Annotated in this window: 24 protein-coding genes; 13 read left to right on the forward strand and 11 right to left on the reverse strand. The window is 64.2% G+C overall.

The features are described 5' to 3' along the window. Positions 1–70: 70 nt before the first annotated feature. Together WIN67_RS30645 and WIN67_RS30650 are read left to right on the forward strand one after the other, a co-directional pair. Entirely contained in the window at positions 71–556 is a 486-nt protein-coding gene (locus WIN67_RS30645; RefSeq protein ID WP_102862374.1) for an acyl-CoA thioesterase, read from the forward strand. Between the two features lie 261 nt (positions 557–817). Further along, a complete protein-coding gene (locus tag WIN67_RS30650; RefSeq protein WP_339070441.1) occupies positions 818–2,212 on the forward strand; it encodes an APC family permease in 1,395 nt (464 codons plus the stop codon). A gap of 21 nt (positions 2,213–2,233) precedes the next feature. On the opposite strand, the gene pdxY is transcribed toward WIN67_RS30650, so the two are convergent. Beyond that, entirely contained in the window at positions 2,234–3,106 is an 873-nt protein-coding gene (gene pdxY, locus WIN67_RS30655) for a pyridoxal kinase PdxY (protein WP_102862376.1), read from the reverse strand. Positions 3,107–3,223: 117 nt separating this feature from the next. Here pdxY and WIN67_RS30660 point away from each other — a divergent pair, with 117 nt between their 5' ends. Beyond that, the gene (locus WIN67_RS30660) at positions 3,224–3,616 is read left to right on the forward strand and encodes a DUF3301 domain-containing protein (RefSeq protein WP_102862377.1); all 393 of its coding nucleotides are present in this window, start codon (positions 3,224–3,226) and stop codon (positions 3,614–3,616) included. 21 nt (positions 3,617–3,637) lie between these two features. Here the strand turns inward: WIN67_RS30660 and WIN67_RS30665 are convergent, their stop codons facing one another. The 4 genes from WIN67_RS30665 to dksA all read right to left on the reverse strand — a co-directional run bounded on the left by WIN67_RS30665 (position 3,638) and on the right by dksA (position 7,119). Further along, positions 3,638–4,600 carry a CobW family GTP-binding protein gene (locus WIN67_RS30665; RefSeq protein ID WP_110594174.1) on the reverse strand — a complete coding sequence of 321 codons (963 nt, stop codon included), beginning with the start codon at positions 4,598–4,600 and terminating at the stop codon, positions 3,638–3,640. A gap of 167 nt (positions 4,601–4,767) precedes the next feature. After that, positions 4,768–5,475, reverse strand: a complete 708-nt coding sequence (locus WIN67_RS30670) for a DUF1826 domain-containing protein (protein WP_339070442.1) — start codon at positions 5,473–5,475, stop codon at positions 4,768–4,770. Next, positions 5,475–6,683 carry a zinc metallochaperone GTPase ZigA gene (gene zigA, locus WIN67_RS30675; RefSeq protein WP_102862380.1) on the reverse strand — a complete coding sequence of 403 codons (1,209 nt, stop codon included), beginning with the start codon at positions 6,681–6,683 and terminating at the stop codon, positions 5,475–5,477. The genes WIN67_RS30670 and zigA overlap by 1 nt, the downstream gene beginning before the upstream one ends. Positions 6,684–6,714: 31 nt before the next feature. Next, on the reverse strand, positions 6,715–7,119 hold the full coding sequence (gene dksA, locus WIN67_RS30680; RefSeq protein ID WP_102862381.1) for an RNA polymerase-binding protein DksA: 405 nt from the start codon (positions 7,117–7,119) through the stop codon (positions 6,715–6,717). 122 nt (positions 7,120–7,241) lie between these two features. Between dksA and WIN67_RS30685 the strand changes: the two genes are divergently transcribed. Beyond that, the gene (locus tag WIN67_RS30685; RefSeq protein ID WP_102881365.1) at positions 7,242–7,619 is read left to right on the forward strand and encodes a glutamine synthetase; all 378 of its coding nucleotides are present in this window, start codon (positions 7,242–7,244) and stop codon (positions 7,617–7,619) included. Positions 7,620–7,655: 36 nt separating this feature from the next. On the opposite strand, the gene WIN67_RS30690 is transcribed toward WIN67_RS30685, so the two are convergent. Then, positions 7,656–8,879: an N-acetylmuramoyl-L-alanine amidase gene (locus WIN67_RS30690; protein WP_339070443.1), complete on the reverse strand. Its 1,224-nt coding sequence runs from the start codon at positions 8,877–8,879 to the stop codon at positions 7,656–7,658. 130 nt (positions 8,880–9,009) lie between these two features. Between WIN67_RS30690 and folE2 the strand changes: the two genes are divergently transcribed. The 8 genes from folE2 to thrS are packed head-to-tail and all read left to right on the forward strand — an operon-like array spanning position 9,010 to position 16,580. Then, entirely contained in the window at positions 9,010–9,903 is an 894-nt protein-coding gene (gene folE2, locus WIN67_RS30695) for a GTP cyclohydrolase FolE2 (RefSeq protein WP_339070444.1), read from the forward strand. Then, positions 9,903–10,571, forward strand: coding sequence for a metal ABC transporter ATP-binding protein (locus tag WIN67_RS30700; protein ID WP_339070445.1), 669 nt, complete (start codon positions 9,903–9,905; stop codon positions 10,569–10,571). The genes folE2 and WIN67_RS30700 overlap by 1 nt, the downstream gene beginning before the upstream one ends. Continuing rightward, on the forward strand, positions 10,571–11,437 hold the full coding sequence (locus WIN67_RS30705) for a metal ABC transporter permease (protein ID WP_110594169.1): 867 nt from the start codon (positions 10,571–10,573) through the stop codon (positions 11,435–11,437). The genes WIN67_RS30700 and WIN67_RS30705 overlap by 1 nt, the downstream gene beginning before the upstream one ends. 11 nt (positions 11,438–11,448) lie before the next feature. Continuing rightward, positions 11,449–12,333: a metal ABC transporter substrate-binding protein gene (locus tag WIN67_RS30710; RefSeq protein ID WP_268562559.1), complete on the forward strand. Its 885-nt coding sequence runs from the start codon at positions 11,449–11,451 to the stop codon at positions 12,331–12,333. Then, positions 12,330–12,773: a phosphoribosyl-AMP cyclohydrolase gene (hisI, locus tag WIN67_RS30715; protein ID WP_110594167.1), complete on the forward strand. Its 444-nt coding sequence runs from the start codon at positions 12,330–12,332 to the stop codon at positions 12,771–12,773. The genes WIN67_RS30710 and hisI overlap by 4 nt, the downstream gene beginning before the upstream one ends. Next, positions 12,763–13,323: a carbonate dehydratase gene (locus WIN67_RS30720; RefSeq protein ID WP_102862389.1), complete on the forward strand. Its 561-nt coding sequence runs from the start codon at positions 12,763–12,765 to the stop codon at positions 13,321–13,323. The genes hisI and WIN67_RS30720 overlap by 11 nt, the downstream gene beginning before the upstream one ends. 2 nt (positions 13,324–13,325) lie before the next feature. Continuing rightward, positions 13,326–14,660, forward strand: coding sequence for a dihydroorotase (locus WIN67_RS30725; protein ID WP_339070446.1), 1,335 nt, complete (start codon positions 13,326–13,328; stop codon positions 14,658–14,660). A gap of 30 nt (positions 14,661–14,690) precedes the next feature. Continuing rightward, positions 14,691–16,580, forward strand: a complete 1,890-nt coding sequence (gene thrS, locus WIN67_RS30730) for a threonine--tRNA ligase (protein ID WP_102881370.1) — start codon at positions 14,691–14,693, stop codon at positions 16,578–16,580. Between the two features lie 97 nt (positions 16,581–16,677). On the opposite strand, the gene WIN67_RS30735 is transcribed toward thrS, so the two are convergent. Continuing rightward, positions 16,678–17,202: a DUF3617 domain-containing protein gene (locus WIN67_RS30735; RefSeq protein WP_339070447.1), complete on the reverse strand. Its 525-nt coding sequence runs from the start codon at positions 17,200–17,202 to the stop codon at positions 16,678–16,680. A gap of 132 nt (positions 17,203–17,334) precedes the next feature. Here WIN67_RS30735 and cls point away from each other — a divergent pair, with 132 nt between their 5' ends. Then, positions 17,335–18,774 carry a cardiolipin synthase gene (cls, locus tag WIN67_RS30740; RefSeq protein WP_110652486.1) on the forward strand — a complete coding sequence of 480 codons (1,440 nt, stop codon included), beginning with the start codon at positions 17,335–17,337 and terminating at the stop codon, positions 18,772–18,774. 36 nt (positions 18,775–18,810) lie between these two features. Here cls and cfaB read toward each other — a convergent pair whose 3' ends face one another. The 4 genes from cfaB to WIN67_RS30760 all read right to left on the reverse strand — a co-directional run bounded on the left by cfaB (position 18,811) and on the right by WIN67_RS30760 (position 22,024). Further along, entirely contained in the window at positions 18,811–19,998 is a 1,188-nt protein-coding gene (gene cfaB / locus WIN67_RS30745; RefSeq protein ID WP_339070448.1) for a C17 cyclopropane fatty acid synthase CfaB, read from the reverse strand. Between the two features lie 54 nt (positions 19,999–20,052). Beyond that, entirely contained in the window at positions 20,053–20,871 is an 819-nt protein-coding gene (locus tag WIN67_RS30750; protein ID WP_339070449.1) for a DNA-binding domain-containing protein, read from the reverse strand. Beyond that, positions 20,862–21,707 (reverse strand): DUF692 domain-containing protein, encoded by an 846-nt coding sequence (locus tag WIN67_RS30755; protein ID WP_339070450.1) that lies wholly within the window; start codon positions 21,705–21,707, stop codon positions 20,862–20,864. The genes WIN67_RS30750 and WIN67_RS30755 overlap by 10 nt, the downstream gene beginning before the upstream one ends. Before the next feature lie 65 nt (positions 21,708–21,772). Then, positions 21,773–22,024, reverse strand: coding sequence for a hypothetical protein (locus WIN67_RS30760; protein WP_102862397.1), 252 nt, complete (start codon positions 22,022–22,024; stop codon positions 21,773–21,775). Positions 22,025–22,139: the final 115 nt, after the last annotated feature.

A 22,139-nucleotide genomic window follows, 5' to 3' on the forward strand; every position in this document is an offset into this window, starting at 1 on the left:
TTTGAAAATCCTTGAAACCAGCACCCGCAGAGGTGCTCCAGCAACCCCTGCCTTGAACCGTGAGTGTGCTATGGAACCCGGAAACGCCCAGCTGTCGATGACGGTATTGATGACCCCTGACATGGCCAATTTCTCTGGCAATGTCCACGGCGGCACCCTGCTCAAGTACCTCGACGAAGTCGCCTATGCCTGCGCCAGCCGTTATGCCGGCCGCTACGTAGTGACCTTGTCGGTGGACCAGGTGATCTTCCGCGAGCCGGTGCATGTCGGCGAACTGGTGACCTTCCTGGCCTCGGTCAACTACACCGGCAACACCTCCATGGAGGTGGGCATCAAGGTGGTGACCGAGAACATCCGCGAGCGCTCGGTGCGCCACACCAACAGCTGCTTCTTCACCATGGTGGCGGTGGACGACCAGCGCAAACCGGCCCAGGTGCCACCGCTGCAGCCCGAGACCGCCGACGGCAAACGCCGCTATATCCAGGCCCAGCAGCGTCGGCAGATCCGCCAGGAGCTGGAAAAGCGCTACCAGGAAATCAAGGCCGACGGCCCTTGATCCTCAGACAGATACGCTGATTCAGCAGGACCACGGACGGTCCCCTCGCCACGCCCCTGCAAAGCCTTGCGCACTCGCCCCCTCTCCTTCCGCTGCTCCAGGCAGTCTTCTGCGGTCATCCCGAATGGCCACATCCATCCCTTTTTGACCACTTAGAGAGTTATGCCCCAGGGGCACCGCTGCCAGAATCGTTGGGCAAGGCACAAGCGCACTCCCCGTTTGGGGAGCCTTCGAACCCACGAACGCGTGAGAACAATAACAATGCCCAGCGCCAATACTCTCTCCGACAATCCCACCCTCGCCCCCAGCGATTTCACCCACAGTGCCCAGGGCACCTCCCTGCGCCGCATCCTCGGGCTGCCGGCCCTGGTGTTCTTCGGCCTGGTGTACATGGTCCCGCTGACCGTCTTCACCACCTACGGCGTGGTCACCCAGATCACCGGCGGGCGTACCGCCGCCGCGTACGTGATCACCCTGCTGGCCATGATCTTCACCGCCCTGTCCTACAGCGTCATGGTCAGGAAGTACCCGATTGCCGGCTCGGCCTATTCCTACGCCAGCCTCAGTTTCGGACCGGGCATCGGCTTTCTTGCCGGCTGGTCGCTGCTGCTGGATTACCTGTTTCTACCGATGATCAACTACCTGGTGATCGGCCTGTTTCTCAACCTGGCCTTTCCCGCCGTGCCGGCCTGGGTCTTCGTGGTGGCGACCATCAGCCTGGTGACGCTGCTGAACATTCGCGGCATCGGTTCGGTATCGAGCATGAGCAACCTGATCGTCTGCGCGCAGATGGTGTTCGTGGTGGTGTTCGTCGCCCTGGTGATTCGCCAGTTGGCCGGGGCCGAGAGCCTGGACCTGAGCGCGCCCTGGATCGGCGACGGCAGCCAGAGCGGGCTGTTGCCGTTGATGGCCGGAGCGGCGGTGCTGTGCCTGTCGTTCCTCGGCTTTGACGCGGTATCGACCCTGGCCGAGGAAACCCGCGACCCGCGCCGGGACATCCCCCGGGCCATTGTCATCACCACCCTGGGCGCAGGCCTGCTGTTCATCCTGCTGGCCATGACCAGCCAGCTGGCCTTCCCCGGCAGCAGCTTCAAGGACGCCGATTCGGCAGCCAGCGAGGTGATGCTGCACGCCGGCGGACGTTTCCTGGAGATGTTCTTCACCGCCACCTATGTCGCTGGCGCCGCCGGTTCAGCCCTGGCGTCACAGGCCTCGGTGTCGCGCATCCTGTTCAGCATGGGCCGCGACGGCATCTTGCCACGGCGAGTGTTCGGCACCCTGTCCGAGCGCTACAAGACCCCGGTGATCGCCATTGTCCTGGTGTCGCTGGTGTCCTTGCTGGCCGTGGTCATCGACCTCACCACCCTGGCGTCGATGATCAGCTTCGGCGCGCTGGTGGCGTTCTCGGTGGTCAACCTGGCGGTGATCAAGAGTCACCTGGGGCAGGGGCAGCCGCGCACGGGGGCGCCACTGCTGCAGTACGGCCTGCTGCCGTTGATCGGCTTCGGCCTGATCGTCTGGCTGTGGACCAGCCTCTCGGCCCTGACCCTGGGGATTGGCCTGGCCTGGTTTGCCTTGGGCCTGGCGTACCTGGGCGTCCACACCCGGGGCTTCCGTCAGCCGGCGCCGACGGTGCAATTCTCCGAACAGGCCTGACTCAGCGCCCGCCGGTCGCCATCAGAAGCCGATCGGCGTGGCCTCGAACCGTACTCGCGGATGGGCAATGCGATCCTGGGCCCGCACCAGCTCCAGCTCGTAGCTGGCGCAGGCCTGGGTTTCCAGCAGCACTTCATGCACCGCCGCGGCGGTGAATTCGAACGCCGCCACCAGGCTGTCACCCAACAGCACCCGGGCCAGGAACAGACCCGACGTCAGGTCGCCCACCCCCACCGGCTGGCGCGGAAACGCCAGCAGCGGGCGCCGCAGGTGCCAGCTGCCCTCGGCGGTCACCAGCAGCATCTCGAAGCCTTCCGCCAACTTGCCGGGGTAGTCCAGGTGCTTGACCAGCACCGCCTTGGGGCCCTTCTCCAGCAGCGAGCGGGCCATGCCCAGGCAATCGAACAACGATTGCGGCTTGCGTCCGCAGAAGCTGTCCAGTTCCAGCTGGTTGGGGCAGAGAAAATCCGCCATGGCCACCGCCTCATCCAGCAGGAAGTCGCTGACTTCCGCCGGCACGCTGCAGCCCTTCTCCGGATGGCCCATCACCGGGTCGCACAGGTACAAGGCCTTGGGGTTGGTCGCCTTGATCCGCGCCACGCCACTGAGAATCGCCCGGCCCTGGGCCGCGCTGCCCAGGTAACCGGAGAGAATCGCATCGCAGTTGCCCAACTCGCCGATGGCGGCGATACCTTCCACCAGCTCGGGAATCTGCTGGGGCGCCAACACTTCTCCGGCCCAGTGACCATACTGAGTGTGGTTGGAGAACTGTACGGTATTCAGGGGCCAGACATTCACCCCGACCCGCTGCATGGGAAACACCGCAGCACTGTTACCGGCGTGGCCGAAAACCACATGGGACTGGATCGCAAGCAGGTGGGGCGTACGTTTCATGCAGGATTTTCCATAAAACCGGTGGAATTCAAGCCGCGCAGTATGCGACTAAACGCAGCCTGTACGACAGACCGGAGACGCAGTTAAGCTGACGCCACTTCGTTGGAGCAAACCTTCATGCTGACCCTTGGAAACATTTTTGTGCTGATGCTGCTGGCGACCGGCGCCGCCTGGCTATGGCACAACCACGGCCTGCGGGAGCGGGCGCTGGCGCGGGTCAAGCAGCACTGTGCACGGCTCGACATCGAGCTGCTGGACGGCAACGTCGCACTCAAGCGCATCGGTTTGGTCAAGGACGCCAACGGTCGTCGGCGCCTGGCGCGAATCTACAACTTCGAATTCACCGTGACTGGCGAAACCCGCCACGCCGGAACCATCACTCAGTTCGGAGCCCACAGCGCGCACATCGAGCTGGCACCCTATCCATTCGAAGTGAAAGAGCCGTTGCCCAGCGCCGAGGTGATCGAGCTGAGTCAGTGGCGCGAAGAACATCGCAAGTTCAAGCCGTGAGATGCGCAGGCAAGCCTGCGCCTACAGCCGGCAAGCGCTGAGGCTGGCTTGCAGGCCGGCCATGTCCTGAGGGGCACTGAAAATCAACTCCAGGCGCGAATCCCGTCGCCATTCGCTGGGCAGCCAGTTCAGCGGTGAATTATCCAAGCCATTGCCCGAGCGCCAGCCCTCATCGCTGTGGATCACCAGTTTGGCCCGACGCCAGTCGAGGTTCTGCAGCCAGTGATCGACCCGGGTCAGGTCGAACTGCTGGCTCGGGTGCCAGCGCCAGCCGATGCTCCAGCCCTCCTCTTGAGACTGACTGAGGCAGATCGGCAACGCCGGATCGCTCCACACCGCCGGTAACTGTGCCAGGCCCTGGGGAATATCCAGGTGCTCCAGCGCCGCCCCGGCGCTGGCCTCCAGGCCCGGTAGCTCGGCCAGGGGCAAGGCGGCGTGGCGCGTCCAGAACAAGGGCAAGTCCGGCAACTGCTCCAGCACCCGCAGCCGATCGCTGTCGCTGAGCAGTTCGTCCTTGTTCAACACCAACAGGCCGGCGCTGGACAGGGCGTCCTGCTGGGCCTGGGGCAGCGGCTTGCCGGCCGCCAGGGCCTGAGCGTCGAGCACCAGCACACAGGGCTGCAACGCCAGCACCCCTTGCCAGGGCGCGACGCTCAGTTGCTTGAGCAATTGCGCCGGGTGACCGAGGCCGGACGGCTCGATGAACAGACGATCCGGCTTGGCCTTGCGCAGCAGACGCCCCAAGCCCACCTGAAACGGTGCGCCGTTGACGCAACACAGGCAGCCGCCGGCCACTTCGCCGAGGGCGATGCCATCGTCATCCCGAGTCAGCAAGGCCGCGTCCAGGCCGATCTGGCCGAACTCATTGATCAGCACCGCCCAGCGCTCATGGGCCGGGCGCTGGCTCAGCAGATGACGGATCAGGCTGGTCTTGCCGGCCCCCAGGGGGCCGGCGATCACATGGGTAGGAATGTTCTGCAGCATGGGAAGGGGTCCGGAAAGCCTGTGAGGTGATGCTACGCCCTTCCCGTGCAGGGCGAAAATCCGCGCGCTCAAGAACGACGTCGCAGCAGACGCCGTTCTTGAGCGCACTGAAGGTTCTGCGGACCTTGGCGCAGCCTCGCAGGCTCGGCAGCGGCTACACGCCTGGCTCAACCCAGCCAATCAAGGGTAAAGATCAGCCGGCGCTCCCCCGGCGCCGGTTGCGGCGAGCGGTGGATCAGGCCGAAACCTTCGTTACCGTGCCACTTCTCGCCCTTGAACAGCGCCACCTCACCGCTGCCGATCTGCTGGATCAGCGCCGGGTCTCGGGGTTCAGCGCTGGCCTGTCCCAGTTGCCGACGGTCCATCGCCCCTTCGCGCAACCACTGGCTGCCAATCCCGGCATAGGTGGTGATCAGGCGCACGGGCACATGGTCGACGTGAAAGCGCGGGCACATGGCCTTGTCCAGCACCCGCAAGCGCAAGCCCACGCGCTTGGCGCCCAACAGGCAGGCAAAGGCGCTGACCAGCCAGGAAACGTCGGCGATAAAGCCGTCATAACCGTGCAAGTCGCTGAAGCGCGAGGCCAGGCCCCGCAGGTTCGGTGGGCACTCCTCATCCGGCAGTTCCAGGGACAGGGACTCGGCCAAGGGCTCGTTGAGGGACAACAGCAACTGGCCGAAGTCCTCAATGTGCGCCGGCAACTGGCGCTGCCAGAGGCCGAGGTTGACCTCATCGTCCAGCACCTCGGCCAGGACCGCCGGGGTCGGGCCAATGGCCGCGCGCCGGGAAACCAGCGGCACCGCACAAGGCAGCAGCAAGCTCCTGGCCGCCAATGGAATGCTCAGTGGAGTCACCGGAGAACTCAGGGTCAGCATCAGGCCGCCTCCTCTTCATGCCAGGCACCGAAAGGGTCGGTCATCAGGCTCCAGCCCTCGACACCCAGGGCCATTTCATCGTCATCCAGCAAGCACAGGTCGAGCTCGGCACAGAGCCGGGTGAAGTCGATGTTCTGGCCGATGAACACCAGCTCCTGGCGACAGTCGCCCGTGGCCGGGGTCCAGTTGTGCAGGATCGCTGCCATGCTTTCCTCGTCCTGGGGCCATTGCTGCTTGGGCACGAAGCGCCACCAACGCCCGGCAAAACCGTGGCGCATCAAGCCACCGGCCTGGGACCAGCTGCCCGCCTCCTGGTACTTGCTGGCCAGCCAGAAGAAGCCTTTGGAGCGCAGCAGCTTGCCGTTGACCCAGGGCCGGTTGATGAAGTTGAAGAAGCGCTGCGGATGAAAGGGACGCCGCGCCCGATAGGCGGTTGAAGCGATTCCGTACTCCTGGGTTTCCGGCACGTGCTCGCCGCGCAACTCCTGCAGCCAGCCCGGCGCCTGGGCCGCGCGTTCAAAGTCGAAGCGCCCGGTGTTGAGGATCTTGGCCAAGGGCACCTGGCCCATGACCATGGGGATGATCTCTGCCTGGGCGTTGAGCCGCGCCAGGATCGCCATCAGCTCCTGGCGCTCGGCGCTGCTGATCAGGTCGATCTTGCTGACCAGGATCACGTCGGCAAACTCCACCTGCTCGATCAGCAGGTCGGTGATCGAACGCTCGTCTTCCTCGCCCAGGGTTTCACCGCGACTGGCGAGGCTTTCCGCCGCCTGGTAATCCAGCAGGAAGTTCATGCCGTCGACCACAGTCACCATGGTGTCGAGGCGGGCGATGTCCGCCAGGCTCTGCCCGGCCTCATCGCGAAAGGTGAAGGTTTCCGCCACCGGCAGCGGCTCGGAGATCCCGGTGGATTCGATCAGCAGGTAGTCGAAGCGCCCGTCGCGGGCCAGCTTGCCCACTTCCTCCAGCAGGTCTTCGCGCAGGGTGCAGCAGATGCAGCCGTTGCTCATCTCCACCAGCTTCTCTTCGGCGCGGTTGAGGCTGACATCGCGCTGCACCTCGCTGCCGTCGATGTTGATTTCGCTCATGTCGTTGACGATCACCGCTACCCGCAGGTTGTCGCGATTACGCAGGACGTGATTGAGCAGGGTGCTTTTGCCCGCGCCAAGAAAGCCGGACAGCACGGTAACGGGAAGACGCTCGGTCATGGGGGGGGGCCTCATCAGGTTCGCGGCTGGGTCAAAGCGCCCGTTGGTGGCGTTCGCGCAGCTCTTGGCGTTCTTTGGCTTCGATACACAAGGTGGCGGTGGGCCGCAGCAGCAGGCGCTGCAGGCCGATGGGCTCGCCGGTGTCGCGGCACCAGCCGTACTCGCCGCGGGCCAGGCGCTCCAGGGCCTCGTCGATCTTGTCCAGGAGCTTCTTTTCCCGCTCCAGCAGGCGCAGTTGCCATTGCCGCTGCTCTTCGGCGCTGCCGATGTCGGCGGGGTCGCTGTGGGGTTCCTGCTCGCGCAGTTGGTCGAACTCAGCGGCAATGCGCTCCTGCAATTCGCTGCGCTGGGCCAGCAGCAGATCGCGGAAGAAGCCCTGCTGGGCGTCGTTCATGTAATGCGCCGAGGGTTCGGCGAGGAGCTCTTGTTCAGTCATGGCGGGGGTCACGGGTCAGGCTTTATTTTATGTTATATTATAACAATGCAGATTAGCCAATACTCCCTTGCCGACCACGACGAAGGGCGCAATGCTGCGCCCCTGTCGCCACGAGAACTGCCATGCGCCTTGTCCTGCCCACTCTGCTTTCAAGCCTGATGCTGCTGGCCGGCCACGCCACAGCCGCCGTGCCCAGTACCTTGGCCACCTGCACCCGCAGCGCCACCCTGCTGGCCTGCGTCGATCCCTTGGGCAACGCCTACAGCGTCGCCACGGCGGGCAGCACCACTTACTTGCGCGGGTTCGAGGTGATCGGCAAACGCTACTGGGCGCAGACCAACAGTCGCTACGGGCAACTGACCTTCTTCACCGGCCTGGCCTCCGATGGTGAAGCCTGGGTGGGCTACAGCCAGCGCGTGGGTTGGACCACCCGCAATCGCTTCTCCAGTTCTGGCGGCAGCAGCGCCAAGTTCACCTGCAGCCGCATTAGCGGTTGCTAGCCGCCCCCACATCGCGCCCGGTGCAGGCGCTGGTGGCTACACGGTGCGGTTGTTCTTTGTTTCCTGGAGCCAGGCCAGATAGCTGTTGGCCGGCGGGTTCTTTTCGAAGTAGCGCTGCAAACCCTGGAACAGGCCGTCGGCAATCGCCTGCTGATGCCGCGTGGTGACCAGTTGCTGGCTGTCGCGGCGGTTGGAGATGAAGCCGGTTTCCACCAGGATCGATGGCACGTCTGGCGACTTGAGCACCGCGAACCCGGCCTGTTCCACGCGCTTCTGATGCAGAGTGGTGATCCCCGACAGGCTGTCCAGCACCGTGCCCCCTAGCTGCAGGCTGGCGGCAATGGTGGCATTCATCGACATGTCGAGAATCACCCCCGCCAGCATCGGGTCCTTGTCCTTGAGATTGAGCAGGCTGCTGGCCCCCAGCAGGTCGGCATCGTTTTCCCGCTGGGCCATGAAGCGCGCAGTGGCCGAAGTCGCCCCGCCTTCGGACAAGGCATACACCGAGGCACCGGAAGCGCTAAGGCGCGGCGCCGCATCGGCGTGCACCGAGATGAACATGTCGGCCTTGTGCTTGCGGGCGATCTCCACCCGCTTGCGCAGCGGCACGAAGAAGTCGTCGTTGCGCACTAGCTTCACGGCAAAGCCCTTCTCGCGCTTGAGCCGCTTGGCCAGCAACTGGGCAATGGACAGCACCACATCCTTCTCTCGCTCACCCTTGGCCCCCACGGCGCCGGGGTCCTTGCCACCGTGGCCGGGGTCCACCACCACGATGATGTCGCGCTTGGGATGAGGCTTGCCCGGCGACGCCTCGGGTTTGGCCAGGGGCGCAGCGGCCGCGGCGATCTGCAACGGCACCTTGCCGGGCGCAGACAGGTCCAGCACCAGTCGATGGCCCTGCCCATCCTGGGGCGGCAGGAGAAAACTGTTGAGCTGCACTGGCTCATTCAGGTCGAGGACGATCCGCGTATCGCCCTGGCCAAAATGCCCGGAGCGGATCGCGCGGATCACCGTACGGTCCAGGGGCAACTGACTGAAATCGCCACTCAGGCGAGCGCCGTTCAAATCGATGATCAAGCGCTCCGGTGCGCTCAGAGTGAAGGTCTTGTACTGCACCGGGCCACTCAGATCGAGCACCAGCCGCAGCTTGTCGGCGTCTTTCCACAGCCGCGCATTACGGATCTGCGCGGCAGAAACAGCCCAGGGCAACATCAGGGCCGTACCGGCCAACAGCAGGTTGAGCAATTGACGTCTGTGCATGACAAATACCGCAGATGAGGGAGTGTCCGTACTCACAAGAACAGGCCAAAGAACCGCCGAGGAAAAATGTTTCATCGGATGTATTGTTATAATATAACATGCAGAAATATTCCTAACGACGGACCTGTTCATGAACGCGCTGACTCTGCCGGATATCGCCGCGCAGGCCTCACGCCAAGCCTTGCCCCTGGAATGGGTGGGCATGTGCGGCATTGCCTTACCTGTACTGATGGACAGCCAACGGATCGCTGCCAAAGCGGACGCCGGAGTCAGCCTCGACGACGGCGAGGCGCGAGGCATTCATATGTCGCGGCTGTACCTGGCCCTGGAAATGCTCGAACAGGACAACCTCACGCCTGCTCTGCTGCGCCAAGTGCTACAGCGCTTTCTCGACAGTCACGAAGGCATGGCCAACAGCGCCTACCTGCGCCTGCACTTCGATCTGCTGCTCAAACGCCCGGCATTGGTCAGTCCTTTGGCCGGTTGGAAGAGCTATCCGTTGAGCATCGAAGCACGGCTGAAAAACGCGATGTTCCACGTGGAACTAAAAATTGTCGTGCCTTATTCCTCCACTTGCCCTTGCTCGGCCGCCCTGTCCCGTCAGTTGATCCAACAGCAATTCGTCGACGATTTCGCCAACCGGCCACTGCAGCACGCCGAGATCCTGGCCTGGCTGGGCTCGACCCAAGGCATAGTTGCCACGCCCCATAGCCAACGCAGCAACGCCGAACTGCACCTGCGCCTGGACGACTTCCTCGACGAACTGCCGTTGATTGCACTGATCAACGACGCGGAAAACGCCCTGGGCACTGCCGTGCAGACGGCGGTCAAACGCGCCGATGAACAGGCCTTCGCCCTGGCAAACGGACAAAACCTGATGTTCTGCGAAGACGCCGCCCGCCGGCTGAATCTGGCCCTGCGTCGCTCCCCCGGGGTCAACGCCTTCCAACTGCGGGTCGTGCATGCGGAAAGCCTGCACGCCCACGACGCCGTGGCGCAAAGCCGCTGGAACTGGGAGGCCTGATGATCCGCTGTCGAGGTTTGCGCTGGGGCGCGCCGGGCCAACCCCTGACTCCAGCCCTGGACCTGCACCTGCCCAGCGGCAGCCTGAGCGCCATCATCGGCGCCAACGGTTCGGGCAAAAGCAGCCTGCTGAAAGTCCTGGCCGGGCTGCAAAAACCCTTGGCCGGCAAGGTCGATCTGGCGGCGCCCAAACGGGGCGGCTTTTCGTTTCTGCCGCAACAGCAACACCTCGATCGCCAGTTCCCTATCAGCCTTGAAGCGCTGGTGGCCGGTGGCTTCTGGGGCAAGCGTGAACCCGCCAGGGCCCGGGCAGAAAAACTGCAGGCGGTGCTCGAAGACTGGCATTTGAGTGGCTTGGAAAGCCGCCCGTTGATGGCCCTTTCCGGCGGTGAATTACAGCGTGCGCTGCTGGCCCGACTGAGCTTGACCGAAGCGCCTCTGTTGCTCCTGGACGAACCCCACGCCGCCCTCGACGAAGCGGGCCAGACCCTGCTCTGGCAACACCTGCACAGCTGGCACGCCCAGGGCCGGACGCTGGTAGTGGTTTGCCATGACCTGGCCGCCGTGCGCCAGCACATCCCCCAGACCTTGTGGGTCAAAAGCAGCGGCTGCGTATGGGGTCAGAGCCAAGAACTGATCGCCCCGCCCTTCCAGACGCAGGTGGCGTGATGCAGTTCGCCGCACAGCTCTGGCAGCCCTTCAGCGAATTCGTGTTCATGCGCCGGGCCTTGCTCGGCGGTTTGGTCCTGGCCTGCAGCACCGCCCCCCTGGGCGTCTTCCTGATCCTGCGACGCATGAGCTTGATCGGCGATGCGGTGGCCCACGGCATCCTCCCCGGCGCCGCTCTGGGTTTCTGGTTCGCCGGTCTCAGCTTGCCGGCCCTGACCCTCGGCGGCCTGGGCGCCGGCTTGGGCATGGCCGGCCTCGCGGCCTGGATCACCCGCCGCACCGGCCTGCGGGAAGACGCCAGCATCGCGGCTATCTACCCCATCTCCCTGGCCAGCGGCGTGTTGATCCTCGGGTTGGCGGGCAAACGCCTGGATCTGTTGCACCTGCTGTTCGGCTCGGCCCTGGCGGTGGACGGCCCGACCCTCAACGGCATGCTCCTGGTCTCGGCCGTCAGCCTGCTGGCCATGGCCCTGATCTACAAACCCCTGCTGCTGGACACCCTCGACCCACTGTTCCTGCACAGCGTCAGTCGCCTGGGTCCCCTGGCTCACGGCCTGTTCCTGACCCTGGTGGTGCTCAATCTGGTGATCGGTTTCCAGGCCATCGGCGCCCTGATGGTGGTGGGGCTGATGATGCTGCCGGCCGCCGCCTCGCGCTTCTGGAGCCGGCGGCTGCCGCTGTTGATGGGCATCGCCGCGCTGCTGGGTTGTCTCTCGGTGTGGCTCGGCCTGTTGCTGTCATTCCATTACTCGCTGCCCAGCGGACCGGCCATCGTGCTGGTGGCGGGCAGCCTGTACCTGCTGTCCGTGGTGTTCGGTCCGGTACACGGCCTGTTGCACCGCCCTCCGTTGCTCACATCCCCATGAGGTGTTTCCCGATGCGCGCTCTACTCGTGCTGTTCAGCCTGCTGCTGCCACTGTCGTGGTCCACCGCCCAAGCCGCGGACAAGCTGGCCGTGGTCACCAGCTTCAGCATCCTCGCCGACATCACCCGCCAGGTCGGCGGCGAGCATGTACAGATCACCAACCTGGTAGGCGCCGATGAAGACGCCCACACCTACGAACCCACGCCGGACGATGCCAAGGCCCTGCTCAAGGCCCGGCTGATCATCAAGAACGGCCTGGGCTTCGAACCCTGGCTGGATCGCCTGGTGGCCAGCTCGGCCACCAAGACTGCGGTGATCACCGCCAGTCGCGGGGTGATTCCACGGACCCTGGACGAGGACGGCGAACAGGTGCCCGACCCGCACGCCTGGCACAACCTGGCCAACAGCGAACTCTATGTGAACACCATCACCCAGGCACTGATCGCCGCCGACCCGGCCCACCAGGCCGACTACCAGCGCAACAGCCAGGCCTACCTGCAACAGATCTACCGCCTGCTGGCCGAGGCCAAGACCAAACTCGGCGCCCTGCCCCCGGGCAACCGCAAGATCGTCACCTCCCACGACGCCTTCGGCTACCTGGGCCAGGCCTACGGTATCGACTTCATGGCGCCCCAGGGTCTGTCCACCGAACGCGAACCCTCGGCCGCCGAAGTCGCGGCGCTGATCACCCAGATCCGCAACGCCAAGGTCAAGGCGGTGTTCATGGAGAACATCAAGGACGCCCGCCTGCTCAAGCAGATCGCCGACGAAAGCGGCGCCCATATCGGCGGCACCCTGTACTCCGACGCGCTCTGCGCCACGGGTCCGGCCAGCACCTTCATCGGGCTGTTCGAATACAACCTCAACACCCTGTACGACGCCCTGAGCCGACCATGATCCAACGCCCGCCACTGACACTGCTGGACCTGGAAAGCGCTGCCCAGGGCAGTCGCTGGCCGCTGACCGCAGTGCTCGATGCCCTGCCCTGGAACAGCGACGGACTGATCGCCGCCATCGCCCAGCAACACGGCAGCGGCGAGGTGCTGATGCTGGCCTGGATGAACCGCCGGGCCCTGGCCGAAACCCTGGCCAGCGGCCAAGTCTGCTACTGGTCGCGCTCGCGCCAGTGCCTGTGGCGCAAGGGCGAAAGCTCGGGCCACCGCCAGCGCCTGATCGAAGCGCGCCTGGACTGCGATGGCGACGCCGTGTTGCTGCAAGTGGAGCAACAAGGCCCCGCCTGCCACACCGGCCGCCCCAACTGTTTCTACAACGCCATTCGCGATGGCGCGGTGGAAGTCATCAGTTCCCCCTTGAAGGACTCGCGCCATGATTCGTAAAAACCCTTCCGGCGATCTGCCGGTAATCGCCGAATCCGCCTACGTGGACAAGACCGCCATCATCTGCGGCAAGGTGGTGATCGGCGACAACGTGTTCGTCGGCCCCTACGCGGTGATCCGCGCCGACGAGGTCGACGCCAGCGGCCAGATGGAAGCCATCACCATCGGCGCCAATTCGAACATTCAGGACGGCGTGGTGATCCACTCCAAATCCGGCGCCGCCGTCACCATCGGCCAGCACACCTCCATCGCCCACCGCTCCATCGTCCACGGCCCCTGCGTGGTCGGCGACCGGGTGTTCATCGGTTTCAACAGCGTGCTGTTCAACTGCGTGGTGGGCGACGGCAGCGTGGTCCGCCACAACTCGGTGGTGGACGGTCGCGACCTGCCCCCAGGCTTCTACGTGCCCTCCACCACCCGCATCGGCCCCAAGACCGACCTGGCGCAGTTCCCTCCGGTGAGCATCAGTGCCTCGGAGTTTTCCGAGGACGTGGCCCGCACCAACGTCGATCTGGTCCGCGGCTACAAGGCCCTGCAGAACGAGTTTTGAGCATGAGCCGAATCCTGATCCGCAATGCCCGCCTGGTGAACGAAGGACGGGAGTTCGACGCCGACCTGCTGGTCAATCACGGGCGCATCGAGACCATCGGCAGCCTCGACCACCTCAGCGCCGAACTGGAAATCGACGCCCAGGGCCAATGGCTGCTGCCGGGGATGATCGACGACCAGGTGCACTTTCGTGATCCCGGCGCCCCGGAAAAAGGCAGCATCCATAGCGAGTCGCGCGCCGCAGTGGCCGGTGGCATCACCAGCTTCATGGACATGCCCAACACCTCGCCGGCAACCTTGACCCTGGCCGCCCTGGCCGACAAGAAACGCCGCGCAGCGATCACCTCGGTGGCCAACTACGGCTTTCACTTCGGCGTCAGCAACGACAACCTCGACACCGTCGCCGCCCTCGACCCCACCGAGGTCGCCGGGGTCAAGGTGTTCATGGGCGCCTCCACCGGCAACATGCTGGTGGACGATCCGCACGTGCTGGACCGGCTGTTTCGCCAGGTACCGACCCTCCTCCTGGCGCACTGCGAACACACCCCGAGCATCCAGCTCAAGCAACAACGCTGGCAGCAACTCTATGGCGAGCAGATTCCCGCCGCGGCTCACCCGCGCATTCGCGACGCCGAGGCCTGCTACCGCTCCTCATCCCTGGCGGTGGAACTGGCGAAGAAACACGGCACCCGCCTGCACGTCCTGCACCTGACCAGCGCCCGGGAACTGGCCCTGTTCGAGGACCGGCCCCTGGCCGAAAAGCGCATCACCGCCGAAGTCTGCCTGCACCACCTGCTGTTCGATGACCGCGACTACTCGCGTCTTGGCCACCTGATCAAATGCAACCCGGCGATCAAGACCCAGGCCGATCGCGACGCATTGCGCCAGGCCCTCAACAGCCAGCGCCTGGACATCATCGGCAGTGACCACGCGCCCCACACCTGGGAACAGAAACAGCAGCCCTACACCCGTGCGCCCGCCGGCCTGCCTCTGGTGCAGCACGCCTTGCCGGCCTTGCTGGAACTGGTGGCGGACCAGGTCCTGCCCCTGACCACTCTGGTGGCCAAGACCAGCCACCGGGTGGCCGAGCTGTTCGGCATTCCCGACCGTGGCTACCTGCGCGAAGGCTACTGGGCCGACTTGGTGCTGATCCGCCCCGAGCCCGCGGGCCTGCTGGTGGACCAGCAGCCGATTCTTGCCCAGTGCGGCTGGACGCCGTTTGCCGGCCAACGCTTTCGCCATAGCGTCGCCACCACCCTGGTCTCGGGTCAGCTCGCCTGGCACCAGGGACGTCTGTATGACCACTGTCAGGGCCTGCCCCTGCGCTTCACCCGCTAATCCCCCAAGCCTGACCAAGGACCACCGAAGATGATCCGCATCACCCTGCCTGATGGCGCGTGCCGTGAGTACGACCAGCCGTTGTCCGTGTTCGAAGTGGCCGCCAGCATCGGCAGCGGCCTGGCCAAAGCCGCCGTGGCCGGACGGGTCGATGGCCGGCTGGTGGACTGTGACTACCTGTTGGACACCGACAGCCGCCTGAGCATCGTCACCGCGACCGATGCCGATGGCCTGGAAGTCCTGCGTCACTCCTGCGCCCACCTGCTGGCCATGGCGGTGAAGCAGCTGTATCCCTCGGCCCAGGTCACCATCGGCCCGGTGATCGAGGACGGCTTCTTCTACGACTTCGCCTATGAGCGCCCTTTCACCCCCGAGGATCTGGAACTGATCGAGGCGCGCATGCACAGCCTTGCCGCCACCAACCACACCTTGCGCCGCCGCGAGCTGTCCCGGGAGCAGGCGCTGCAACACTTCGCCGACCAAGGCGAGCACTACAAGGTCGAGCTGATCCGCGACCTGCCCCCGGAGGCCGTGCTGTCGCTGTACCGCCAGGGCGATTTCGAAGACCTGTGCCGCGGCCCCCACGTGCGTACCACCGGCCAGTTGCGGGCCTTCAAGCTGACCAAGGTGGCCGGCGCCTATTGGCGCGGCGATGCCAGCAACGCGCCGTTGCAACGGATCTACGGCACCTGCTGGGCCACCCGCCAGGATCTGGACGCCTATCTGCTGCGTCAGGAACAGGCCGCCAAGCGCGACCACCGCAAGCTGGGCCAGCAACTGGACCTGTTCCACTTCGACGATTGCGCGCCGGGTTCGGTGTTCTGGCACGCCAAGGGCTGGACCCTGTTCAAGCTGTTGATCGGTTACATGCGCCAGCGCCAGGAACAGGCCGGCTACCAGGAAGTGAACACCCCGGACGTGATGGACCGCAGCCTCTGGGAAACCTCCGGGCACTGGCAGAACTACCGCGACCACATGTTCACCACCAGCACCGAAGATCAGCGCACCTTCGCCCTCAAGCCCATGAACTGCCCCGGCGCGGTGGCGATCTTCGGCCACGGCTTGAAGAGCTACCGCGACCTGCCTCTGCGCATCGCCGAATTCGGCAAGGTCCATCGCTACGAACCTTCAGGGGCACTGCACGGCTTGCTGCGGGTCCGCCACTTCACCCAGGACGACGCCCACATCTTCTGCACCCCGGAACAGATGCAGGACGAATGCGCCCGCACCATCGCCCTGGTGTTCGACATCTATAAGGAGTTCGGTTTCGACGAAGTGGCGGTGAAGCTCTCCACGCGCCCGGCCAATCGCATCGGCAGCGACGAGACCTGGGATCAGCTGGAAAGCGCCCTGGTCGGCGCCCTGCAAAGCATGCAGATCGACTATCGGCTCAACCCGGGGGAAGGCGCCTTCTACGGCCCGAAGCTGGAGTTCGTGCTGCGCGACGCCATCGGCCGCGACTGGCAGTGCGGCACCCTGCAAGTGGATCTCAACCTCCCCGAGCGCTTCGCCATCAGCTACATCGCCGACAACGGCGAACGCCGGCAACCGGTGATGCTGCACCGCGCGCTGTTCGGTTCCCTGGAACGCTTCATCGGCATCCTCATCGAGCACCATGGCGGCGCCCTGCCCTTGTGGCTGGCGCCGCAGCAGGTGGTGGTGCTCAACATCAGCGAGGCTCAGGCGGACTATGCCTGGGAAATCAGCGAACGCCTGCGCCGAGAGGGGCTGCGGTCCAGTGCCGACCTGCGCAACGAAAAGATCGGCTACAAGATCCGTGAGCACAGCCTGCAGAAAGTGCCCTATCTGCTGGTGATCGGGGACAAGGAGAAAGCCGGTGGCTACGTCAGCCTGCGCAGCAGAAATGGCGAGGATCTGGGACAGCTGACGCTGGAGCAGGTAGTGGAACGGATTAGCTAGCCGGTGGTGCCCGGGCTTGTCGGCGAGGGCCCTGGTCCAGGTGACTGGAGGGCCGCTTCGCCGGCAAGCGCAGCGGCCGTCGCTGCTACAGGGTCGCTCAGGAAGCGCGAGGTTTGACCGTGCCGCAGTCCTGGCCCAGCCATACGGCGCGGGTGTCCATGCTGCCCTTTTGCTGCATGCCGGTGGCATTGAAGGTGCCGATCACGTTGGTGGTGAACTCGCGATCACTGATGAACTTGGCCACCCCGTTGCCCTGAGCCTTGGGACAAGTGAAGCGAAACTTCCATTGATTGCCGTTGCGCTCGGTGACCTGCTGCTGGCAACCCGATTGCGGGTCCTGCAGCGGAATGGTGTCGGATTTCACCTGGTCCGGCGTCAAGCACACCCGAATACCCTTGCCGCCCATGGTCACGCCCTGTTTCTCCAGCATCGCCCGTTGTTCTGGGGTCATCTGTTGCTGCAGCTGGCCAAGAATCAGCGACAAGTCCGGCAAGTTCTGGTCATCGACCTTCATGTTGCTGCTGGTCAGTTCCCACAAGCCCGGTTGCAGCATCTGCGCCTGCGCAGCCAGTGGCAGCGCCAATCCCGCCGCCAAGGCCCAACCCAGTAAACGAAGTTTCATCGAATGACTCCTAGACAGTAGTGGCCGTTAGACTTCGGCCAAGGCACGGCGTTGCATGCAGAATAAAATAGCGACATTCGCTGTGGAACATGGTCTGTTAGGCATTGAATCTTCAGGAGCAAAGGTTGCCCCATGGATTATTTTGGCCCGCACATCTTCGGCTATCTCATCGCGTTGTTGCATTTTCTCGGGCTGATCGCCGCGATCCACGCGGTGCTCACCGTCAGGACCGCCCAAGGCGCCATTGCCTGGGCCCTGTCACTGATGTTCATGCCCTACCTGACCCTGATTCCCTACCTGGTGTTCGGCCGCAGCACCTTCGATGCCTACATCCAGGCCCGGCGCCAAGCCAACGTGGAAATGCACAAGGCCATCAATGAGCTGAACTGGCGGCCCTGGGTCGAAGAGGCGCTCACTGCCCGTGCCTCCCAGGCCTATGCCACGCTGCGGGCCATGCCCAAGCTGGGGCGCATGCCGTGCCTGGCCAACAATCAGGTGCGCCTGCTGGTCAACGGCGACGCCACCTTCGAAGCGATCTTCAATGCCATCCGCCGCTCCCACAAGGCGGTGCTGATCCAGTTCTTCATCATTCACGACGACGAGCTGGGCCGGCGCCTGCAACGCCTGCTGCTGGAAAAGGCCGCCGAAGGCGTCTCCATCCACTTGCTCTACGACCGCATCGGTAGCCATTCCCTGCCCGCCGCTTATGTGCAGACCCTGCGTGACGCCGGGGTCCAGGTGCATGCCTTCGCCACCCGCAGTGGCTGGCTCAACCGCTTCCAGGTGAACTTCCGCAATCACCGCAAGATTGTGGTGGTGGACGGCTTGCTGGGTTTTGTCGGCGGGCACAACGTCGGTGACGAATACCTGGGCAAGAAACCGCCCCTGGCGCCCTGGCGCGATACCCACGTGCAGGTCAGCGGTCCGGTGGTGGCCTGCCTGCAGGAGTCCTTTGCCGAAGACTGGTTCTGGGCGGCCCGGGAACTGCCGCCGCTGATCCTTCCAGACACCTACCCGGATGACGGCGTGCTCTGCCAATTGCTCGCCAGCGGTCCCGCCGATGCCTACGAGACGTGCTCGCTGTTCTTCGTCGAAGCGATCCATGCCGCCACCGAACGGGTGTGGATCACCAGCCCGTATTTCATTCCCGATGAAGCGGTCTTCGCCGCCCTGCGCCTGGCCGTGCTGCGGGATGTGGACGTGCGCATCCTGCTGCCCTCGCGCCCGGACCATCGCATCGTCTACGCCGCCTCCAGCCTCTACGCCTTCGAGGCGGTGCGCGCCGGGGTCCGGGTCTTCCGTTATCAGCCGGGGTTCCTGCATCAAAAGGTGGTGTTGATCGACAACGAGATCAGCGCCATTGGCAGCGCCAACCTGGACAACCGTTCGTTCCGCTTGAATTTCGAAGTGATGCTGCTGACCGTGGATGACGACTTTGCCACCGAGGTGGAGCAGATGCTGGACGCCGACTTCGCCAAGGCCCGGGAAATCGCCCGGGAAGAAAGCCGCCAGACCCACCGCCTGCAACAACTGGGCATGCGGGTCGCGCGGCTGATTTCACCGATCCTGTAGGGAGCCACTCAGGGTCTGCAGCAAACGCTGCCGGGCCTAGGGGTGATAGAGGTCGTCCCGGGTCCAGGGCAACTCATGACTGCCATCGGCATGGGTCTTGACCGCGAGGATCTGGTGCAGATTGATCCAGCCCTTGGCAAACGCATAGGCGCAACCCGCCAGGTACAGCCGCCAGATCCGTAGCGCTTGCGGCGGCACCTGCTGGCCGGCCGCCTCCAGGTTGTCCTCCAGGCGCTCGCTCCAGTGATCCAGGGTGCGGGCGTAATGCAGGCGCAGGCTTTCGACATCGACGATTTCCAGCCCGGCCTCGCTGATTTGCGCCGAGATCATCGCCAGGTGCGGCAGCTCGCCATTGGGGAATACATACCGCTCGATGAAATCCCCGGCGCCCCGGCCCACGGGACGTCCGTCGGTGTGCTTGGCGGTGATGCCGTGGTTCATCACCAGCCCGCCCTCGCGCACCGCGTTGAACAGGGTCCGGCAGTATTCCGGCAGATTGGCATGGCCCACATGTTCGAACATGCCGACGCTGACCACCTTGTCGAAGCGGCCATCCTGAGGCAGGTCGCGATAGTCCAGCAACTGCAGCTCCACCAGATCGTCCAGGCCTTCGGCACTGACCCGTTCACGGCCCAGGGCCAGTTGTTCCTTGCTCAAGGTGATGCCAAAGACCTTGGCGCCGAACTCGCGGGCAGCGTAACGGGCCAGCCCGCCCCAACCGCAACCGACATCCAGCAGGTAATCCCCCGGTTGCAGGCGCAGCTTGCGGCACAGGTGGCGGAATTTGGCTTGCTGGGCCTGTTCCAGGGACTCGCTGCCGGTCTCGAAGTAGGCGCAGGAATAGGCCATGTCACTGTCGAGCCAGAGCTGATAGAAGGCGTTGGAAAGGTCGTAATGGTAGGAAATGGCCGCCGCGTCCATGGCCTTGTCGTGCTGCGTGCGCACCGGCTGATCGTCGTCATCCTCATTCAGCAAGGCCTGGCTCAGCTCATCGCACACCCGGATGACTTCACTGATGGAGCCTTCGAGTTCCAGCTTGCCCTCGACAAAGGCGCCCCCCAGTGCGTCCAGGCTGGGATGGGTAAATTGCGCAACCAGCTGCGGGTCCTTGACCACGATGGTGACGCTGGGCTCCGGCCCAAGATTGAATTCATGGCCATCCCAGAGCCGCAGGCGCAAGGGTAATTGCAGATTCTGTAAGGCCGGTGGAAGTTGCGCGAGCATGAAAAATCCCCCCTGTTTCAGACGTCTGAAATGAGGGTAGACCATCTTGGAAAATTAGCTGGCTATCGAATTTTCAGCGGTTTTCCAGGACTCGCGGCGTACCACCAGGCCGTCTTCGACCCACTGTTTGAGCCAGGTAACGGCCTGCAACGGGGCCCCCTCAAGGTAAGTGACGGCCAGCTCGGCACAGAGTTCCGCGAAACTCCACTGCGCCTCAATCATGCCTCGCAACCCTTGGGCTTCTGCTGACGACAAGCTGCGATAGCGGCAGACCCGATCCACCCGCCATACCAGGCAAGGCTGCTCTTGTTCGAGTAAAGCACTCTCGGGGAAATCCGCCCGATCCTTGACCGCGCGCCACTGGGCGAGGCTGTTGTAACGGCAGTCCAGCCACTGCACACAAGGCGCCAGTTGCAGTTGCAGCAGCGGCCACTCTTCGGCGTCCAGGGCCGCCATGTCCGCCACCGTCAGCACCTGGGCCTCGGCGGCGTCGAAGGCCAGGGTGAACGCCCACTCCAGGCGCGCCAGTTCCGCCAGGGGCAGGCCCTGCTCCGGCACCAGATGGCCCTGGATGAACTCGGCGAAGCCCTGCCCCAACCAGCGCAGGCTGAAATGCCGGGAGGGAGATTGGCGTATATAAGCGCCGGCCAGTGACGCGAACTCCTCATCGCCGAGCCACTGCAGGATCGTCGGAAAGTCCGCCACCATGACTTCCAGCAGCCGCGCCTGGTAGGCGTTGTGGTAGATCGCCAGACCGGTGGCGACATTCAGGGTCGGTCCGCCGATCAGGCTGTTGCCCAGTAGGCTGTCCGCCTGGGACTGCTCGGCCAGCAGGTAGCGTTCAAAGGCCAGTTGCCATTCGTTCAGGCGCATTCAAGCCTCCCGGACAGCACCCGTTGCCCCAGTTCGCGAGCCTTGTGCAGTTCGCCGAGCAGTTCGCTCAACGGCGGAAAATGATCGTCACGCTCCAGCAGGGTCGCGACCGGTCCAAGGTGTTGCAGGGTGCGCTGATACAGCGCCCAGACCGGATCGCACACCGGCTGGTCATGGGTGTCGATCACGTAGTCGCCATGATCCTGATGCCCGGCCAGATGCAATTGCCGCACCCGTTGCGCCGGCAGCCCCTGGATGAACTGCCAGGGATCGAAACCGTGATTGCGTGAACTGACGTAGACGTTGTTCACGTCCAGCAACAGCTCGCAGCCACTGAGCTGGCTCAAGGCGGCCAGGAACTCCCACTCGCTGAACTGATCGGCGGCGGCGCGCACATAGCTGGAGACGTTCTCCAGCACCAGGGGACGCTCCAGCACCTCCTGCACCTGGCGCACCCGGCCCGCCACGTATTCCAGGCTTTCCTCGGTATAGGGCAAGGGCAGCAGGTCATGCAACTGATGAGCGTTGCCGCGGCTCCAGCACAGGTGATCGGAAATCCAGGCCGGCTCAACCCGCCGGGCCAGTTGCTTGAGTTGCTTGAGGTAGTCCAGGTCCAGGGCGTGGGGACCGCCAATGGACAACGACACCCCATGCATCACGATGGGGTAACGCTCGGCAATGGCGTCCAGGTAGTAAAGGGCCTTGCCGCCCTCGACCATGAAGTTCTCGGACACCACTTCAAACCAGTCGACGTCCGGTGCTTCATCGAGAATCTGCTGGTAGTAGGCGCTGCGCAAACCCAGGCCATAGCCCAGGCAGGAAGAAAGGTCAGACATAGCGAACTCCTCGCAAGGTGGCCGCAGTGGTCGTCAGTCCCACTGCGGCTGCACGGATTCGCCGCTTACTCGCCGACTTTGCCGCCGGCTTTTTCGCACTCCGACTGGGTCATCGCCTTGAAGCCCTGGCCTTTGCAAGCGCCCATGCCTTTGCAGGCGTGGTCTTTGGTCTTGCAGTCGTTCTGGCCTTTGCAGCCGTTGACGCCATAACAATGAACCTGGGCATCAGCTGCCGACGCCTGAGTGGCAACACCGGCAAACAGGGTGGCGGCAGCGAAAGCCAGGGCAGCACCAGCAGCGGTTTTCTTCATGTTCATTTTTTGTTCCTCAATAATCGCAGGGGACGACGGGAGGCGTGTGCAATCCCGTCATAGCACTAGAGAGAGGAAGCTCCCCGGCGTTACAGCCGGGATAAAAAAATTCTGCGCGGCG

It is taken from the genome of Pseudomonas idahonensis (assembly GCF_037903935.1).
In the GTDB taxonomy this organism is placed as follows: Bacteria; Pseudomonadota; Gammaproteobacteria; order Pseudomonadales; family Pseudomonadaceae; genus Aquipseudomonas; species Aquipseudomonas danubii.

Excerpts from the sequence above, each read along its gene's own strand:
- WIN67_RS30645 (WP_102862374.1), top strand. The coding sequence starts at position 71 with ATGGAACCCGGAAACGCCCAGCTGTCGATGACGGTATTGATGACCCCT.
- WIN67_RS30650 (WP_339070441.1), top strand. The coding sequence starts at position 818 with ATGCCCAGCGCCAATACTCTCTCCGACAATCCCACCCTCGCCCCCAGC.
- pdxY (WP_102862376.1), bottom strand. The coding sequence starts at position 3,106 with ATGAAACGTACGCCCCACCTGCTTGCGATCCAGTCCCATGTGGTTTTC.
- WIN67_RS30660 (WP_102862377.1), top strand. The coding sequence starts at position 3,224 with ATGCTGACCCTTGGAAACATTTTTGTGCTGATGCTGCTGGCGACCGGC.
- WIN67_RS30665 (WP_110594174.1), bottom strand. The coding sequence starts at position 4,600 with ATGCTGCAGAACATTCCTACCCATGTGATCGCCGGCCCCCTGGGGGCC.
- WIN67_RS30670 (WP_339070442.1), bottom strand. The coding sequence starts at position 5,475 with ATGCTGACCCTGAGTTCTCCGGTGACTCCACTGAGCATTCCATTGGCG.
- zigA (WP_102862380.1), bottom strand. The coding sequence starts at position 6,683 with ATGACCGAGCGTCTTCCCGTTACCGTGCTGTCCGGCTTTCTTGGCGCG.
- dksA (WP_102862381.1), bottom strand. The coding sequence starts at position 7,119 with ATGACTGAACAAGAGCTCCTCGCCGAACCCTCGGCGCATTACATGAAC.
- WIN67_RS30685 (WP_102881365.1), top strand. The coding sequence starts at position 7,242 with ATGCGCCTTGTCCTGCCCACTCTGCTTTCAAGCCTGATGCTGCTGGCC.
- WIN67_RS30690 (WP_339070443.1), bottom strand. The coding sequence starts at position 8,879 with ATGCACAGACGTCAATTGCTCAACCTGCTGTTGGCCGGTACGGCCCTG.
- folE2 (WP_339070444.1), top strand. The coding sequence starts at position 9,010 with ATGAACGCGCTGACTCTGCCGGATATCGCCGCGCAGGCCTCACGCCAA.
- WIN67_RS30700 (WP_339070445.1), top strand. The coding sequence starts at position 9,903 with ATGATCCGCTGTCGAGGTTTGCGCTGGGGCGCGCCGGGCCAACCCCTG.
- WIN67_RS30705 (WP_110594169.1), top strand. The coding sequence starts at position 10,571 with ATGCAGTTCGCCGCACAGCTCTGGCAGCCCTTCAGCGAATTCGTGTTC.
- WIN67_RS30710 (WP_268562559.1), top strand. The coding sequence starts at position 11,449 with ATGCGCGCTCTACTCGTGCTGTTCAGCCTGCTGCTGCCACTGTCGTGG.
- hisI (WP_110594167.1), top strand. The coding sequence starts at position 12,330 with ATGATCCAACGCCCGCCACTGACACTGCTGGACCTGGAAAGCGCTGCC.
- WIN67_RS30720 (WP_102862389.1), top strand. The coding sequence starts at position 12,763 with ATGATTCGTAAAAACCCTTCCGGCGATCTGCCGGTAATCGCCGAATCC.
- WIN67_RS30725 (WP_339070446.1), top strand. The coding sequence starts at position 13,326 with ATGAGCCGAATCCTGATCCGCAATGCCCGCCTGGTGAACGAAGGACGG.
- thrS (WP_102881370.1), top strand. The coding sequence starts at position 14,691 with ATGATCCGCATCACCCTGCCTGATGGCGCGTGCCGTGAGTACGACCAG.
- WIN67_RS30735 (WP_339070447.1), bottom strand. The coding sequence starts at position 17,202 with ATGAAACTTCGTTTACTGGGTTGGGCCTTGGCGGCGGGATTGGCGCTG.
- cls (WP_110652486.1), top strand. The coding sequence starts at position 17,335 with ATGGATTATTTTGGCCCGCACATCTTCGGCTATCTCATCGCGTTGTTG.
- cfaB (WP_339070448.1), bottom strand. The coding sequence starts at position 19,998 with ATGCTCGCGCAACTTCCACCGGCCTTACAGAATCTGCAATTACCCTTG.
- WIN67_RS30750 (WP_339070449.1), bottom strand. The coding sequence starts at position 20,871 with ATGCGCCTGAACGAATGGCAACTGGCCTTTGAACGCTACCTGCTGGCC.
- WIN67_RS30755 (WP_339070450.1), bottom strand. The coding sequence starts at position 21,707 with ATGTCTGACCTTTCTTCCTGCCTGGGCTATGGCCTGGGTTTGCGCAGC.
- WIN67_RS30760 (WP_102862397.1), bottom strand. The coding sequence starts at position 22,024 with ATGAACATGAAGAAAACCGCTGCTGGTGCTGCCCTGGCTTTCGCTGCC.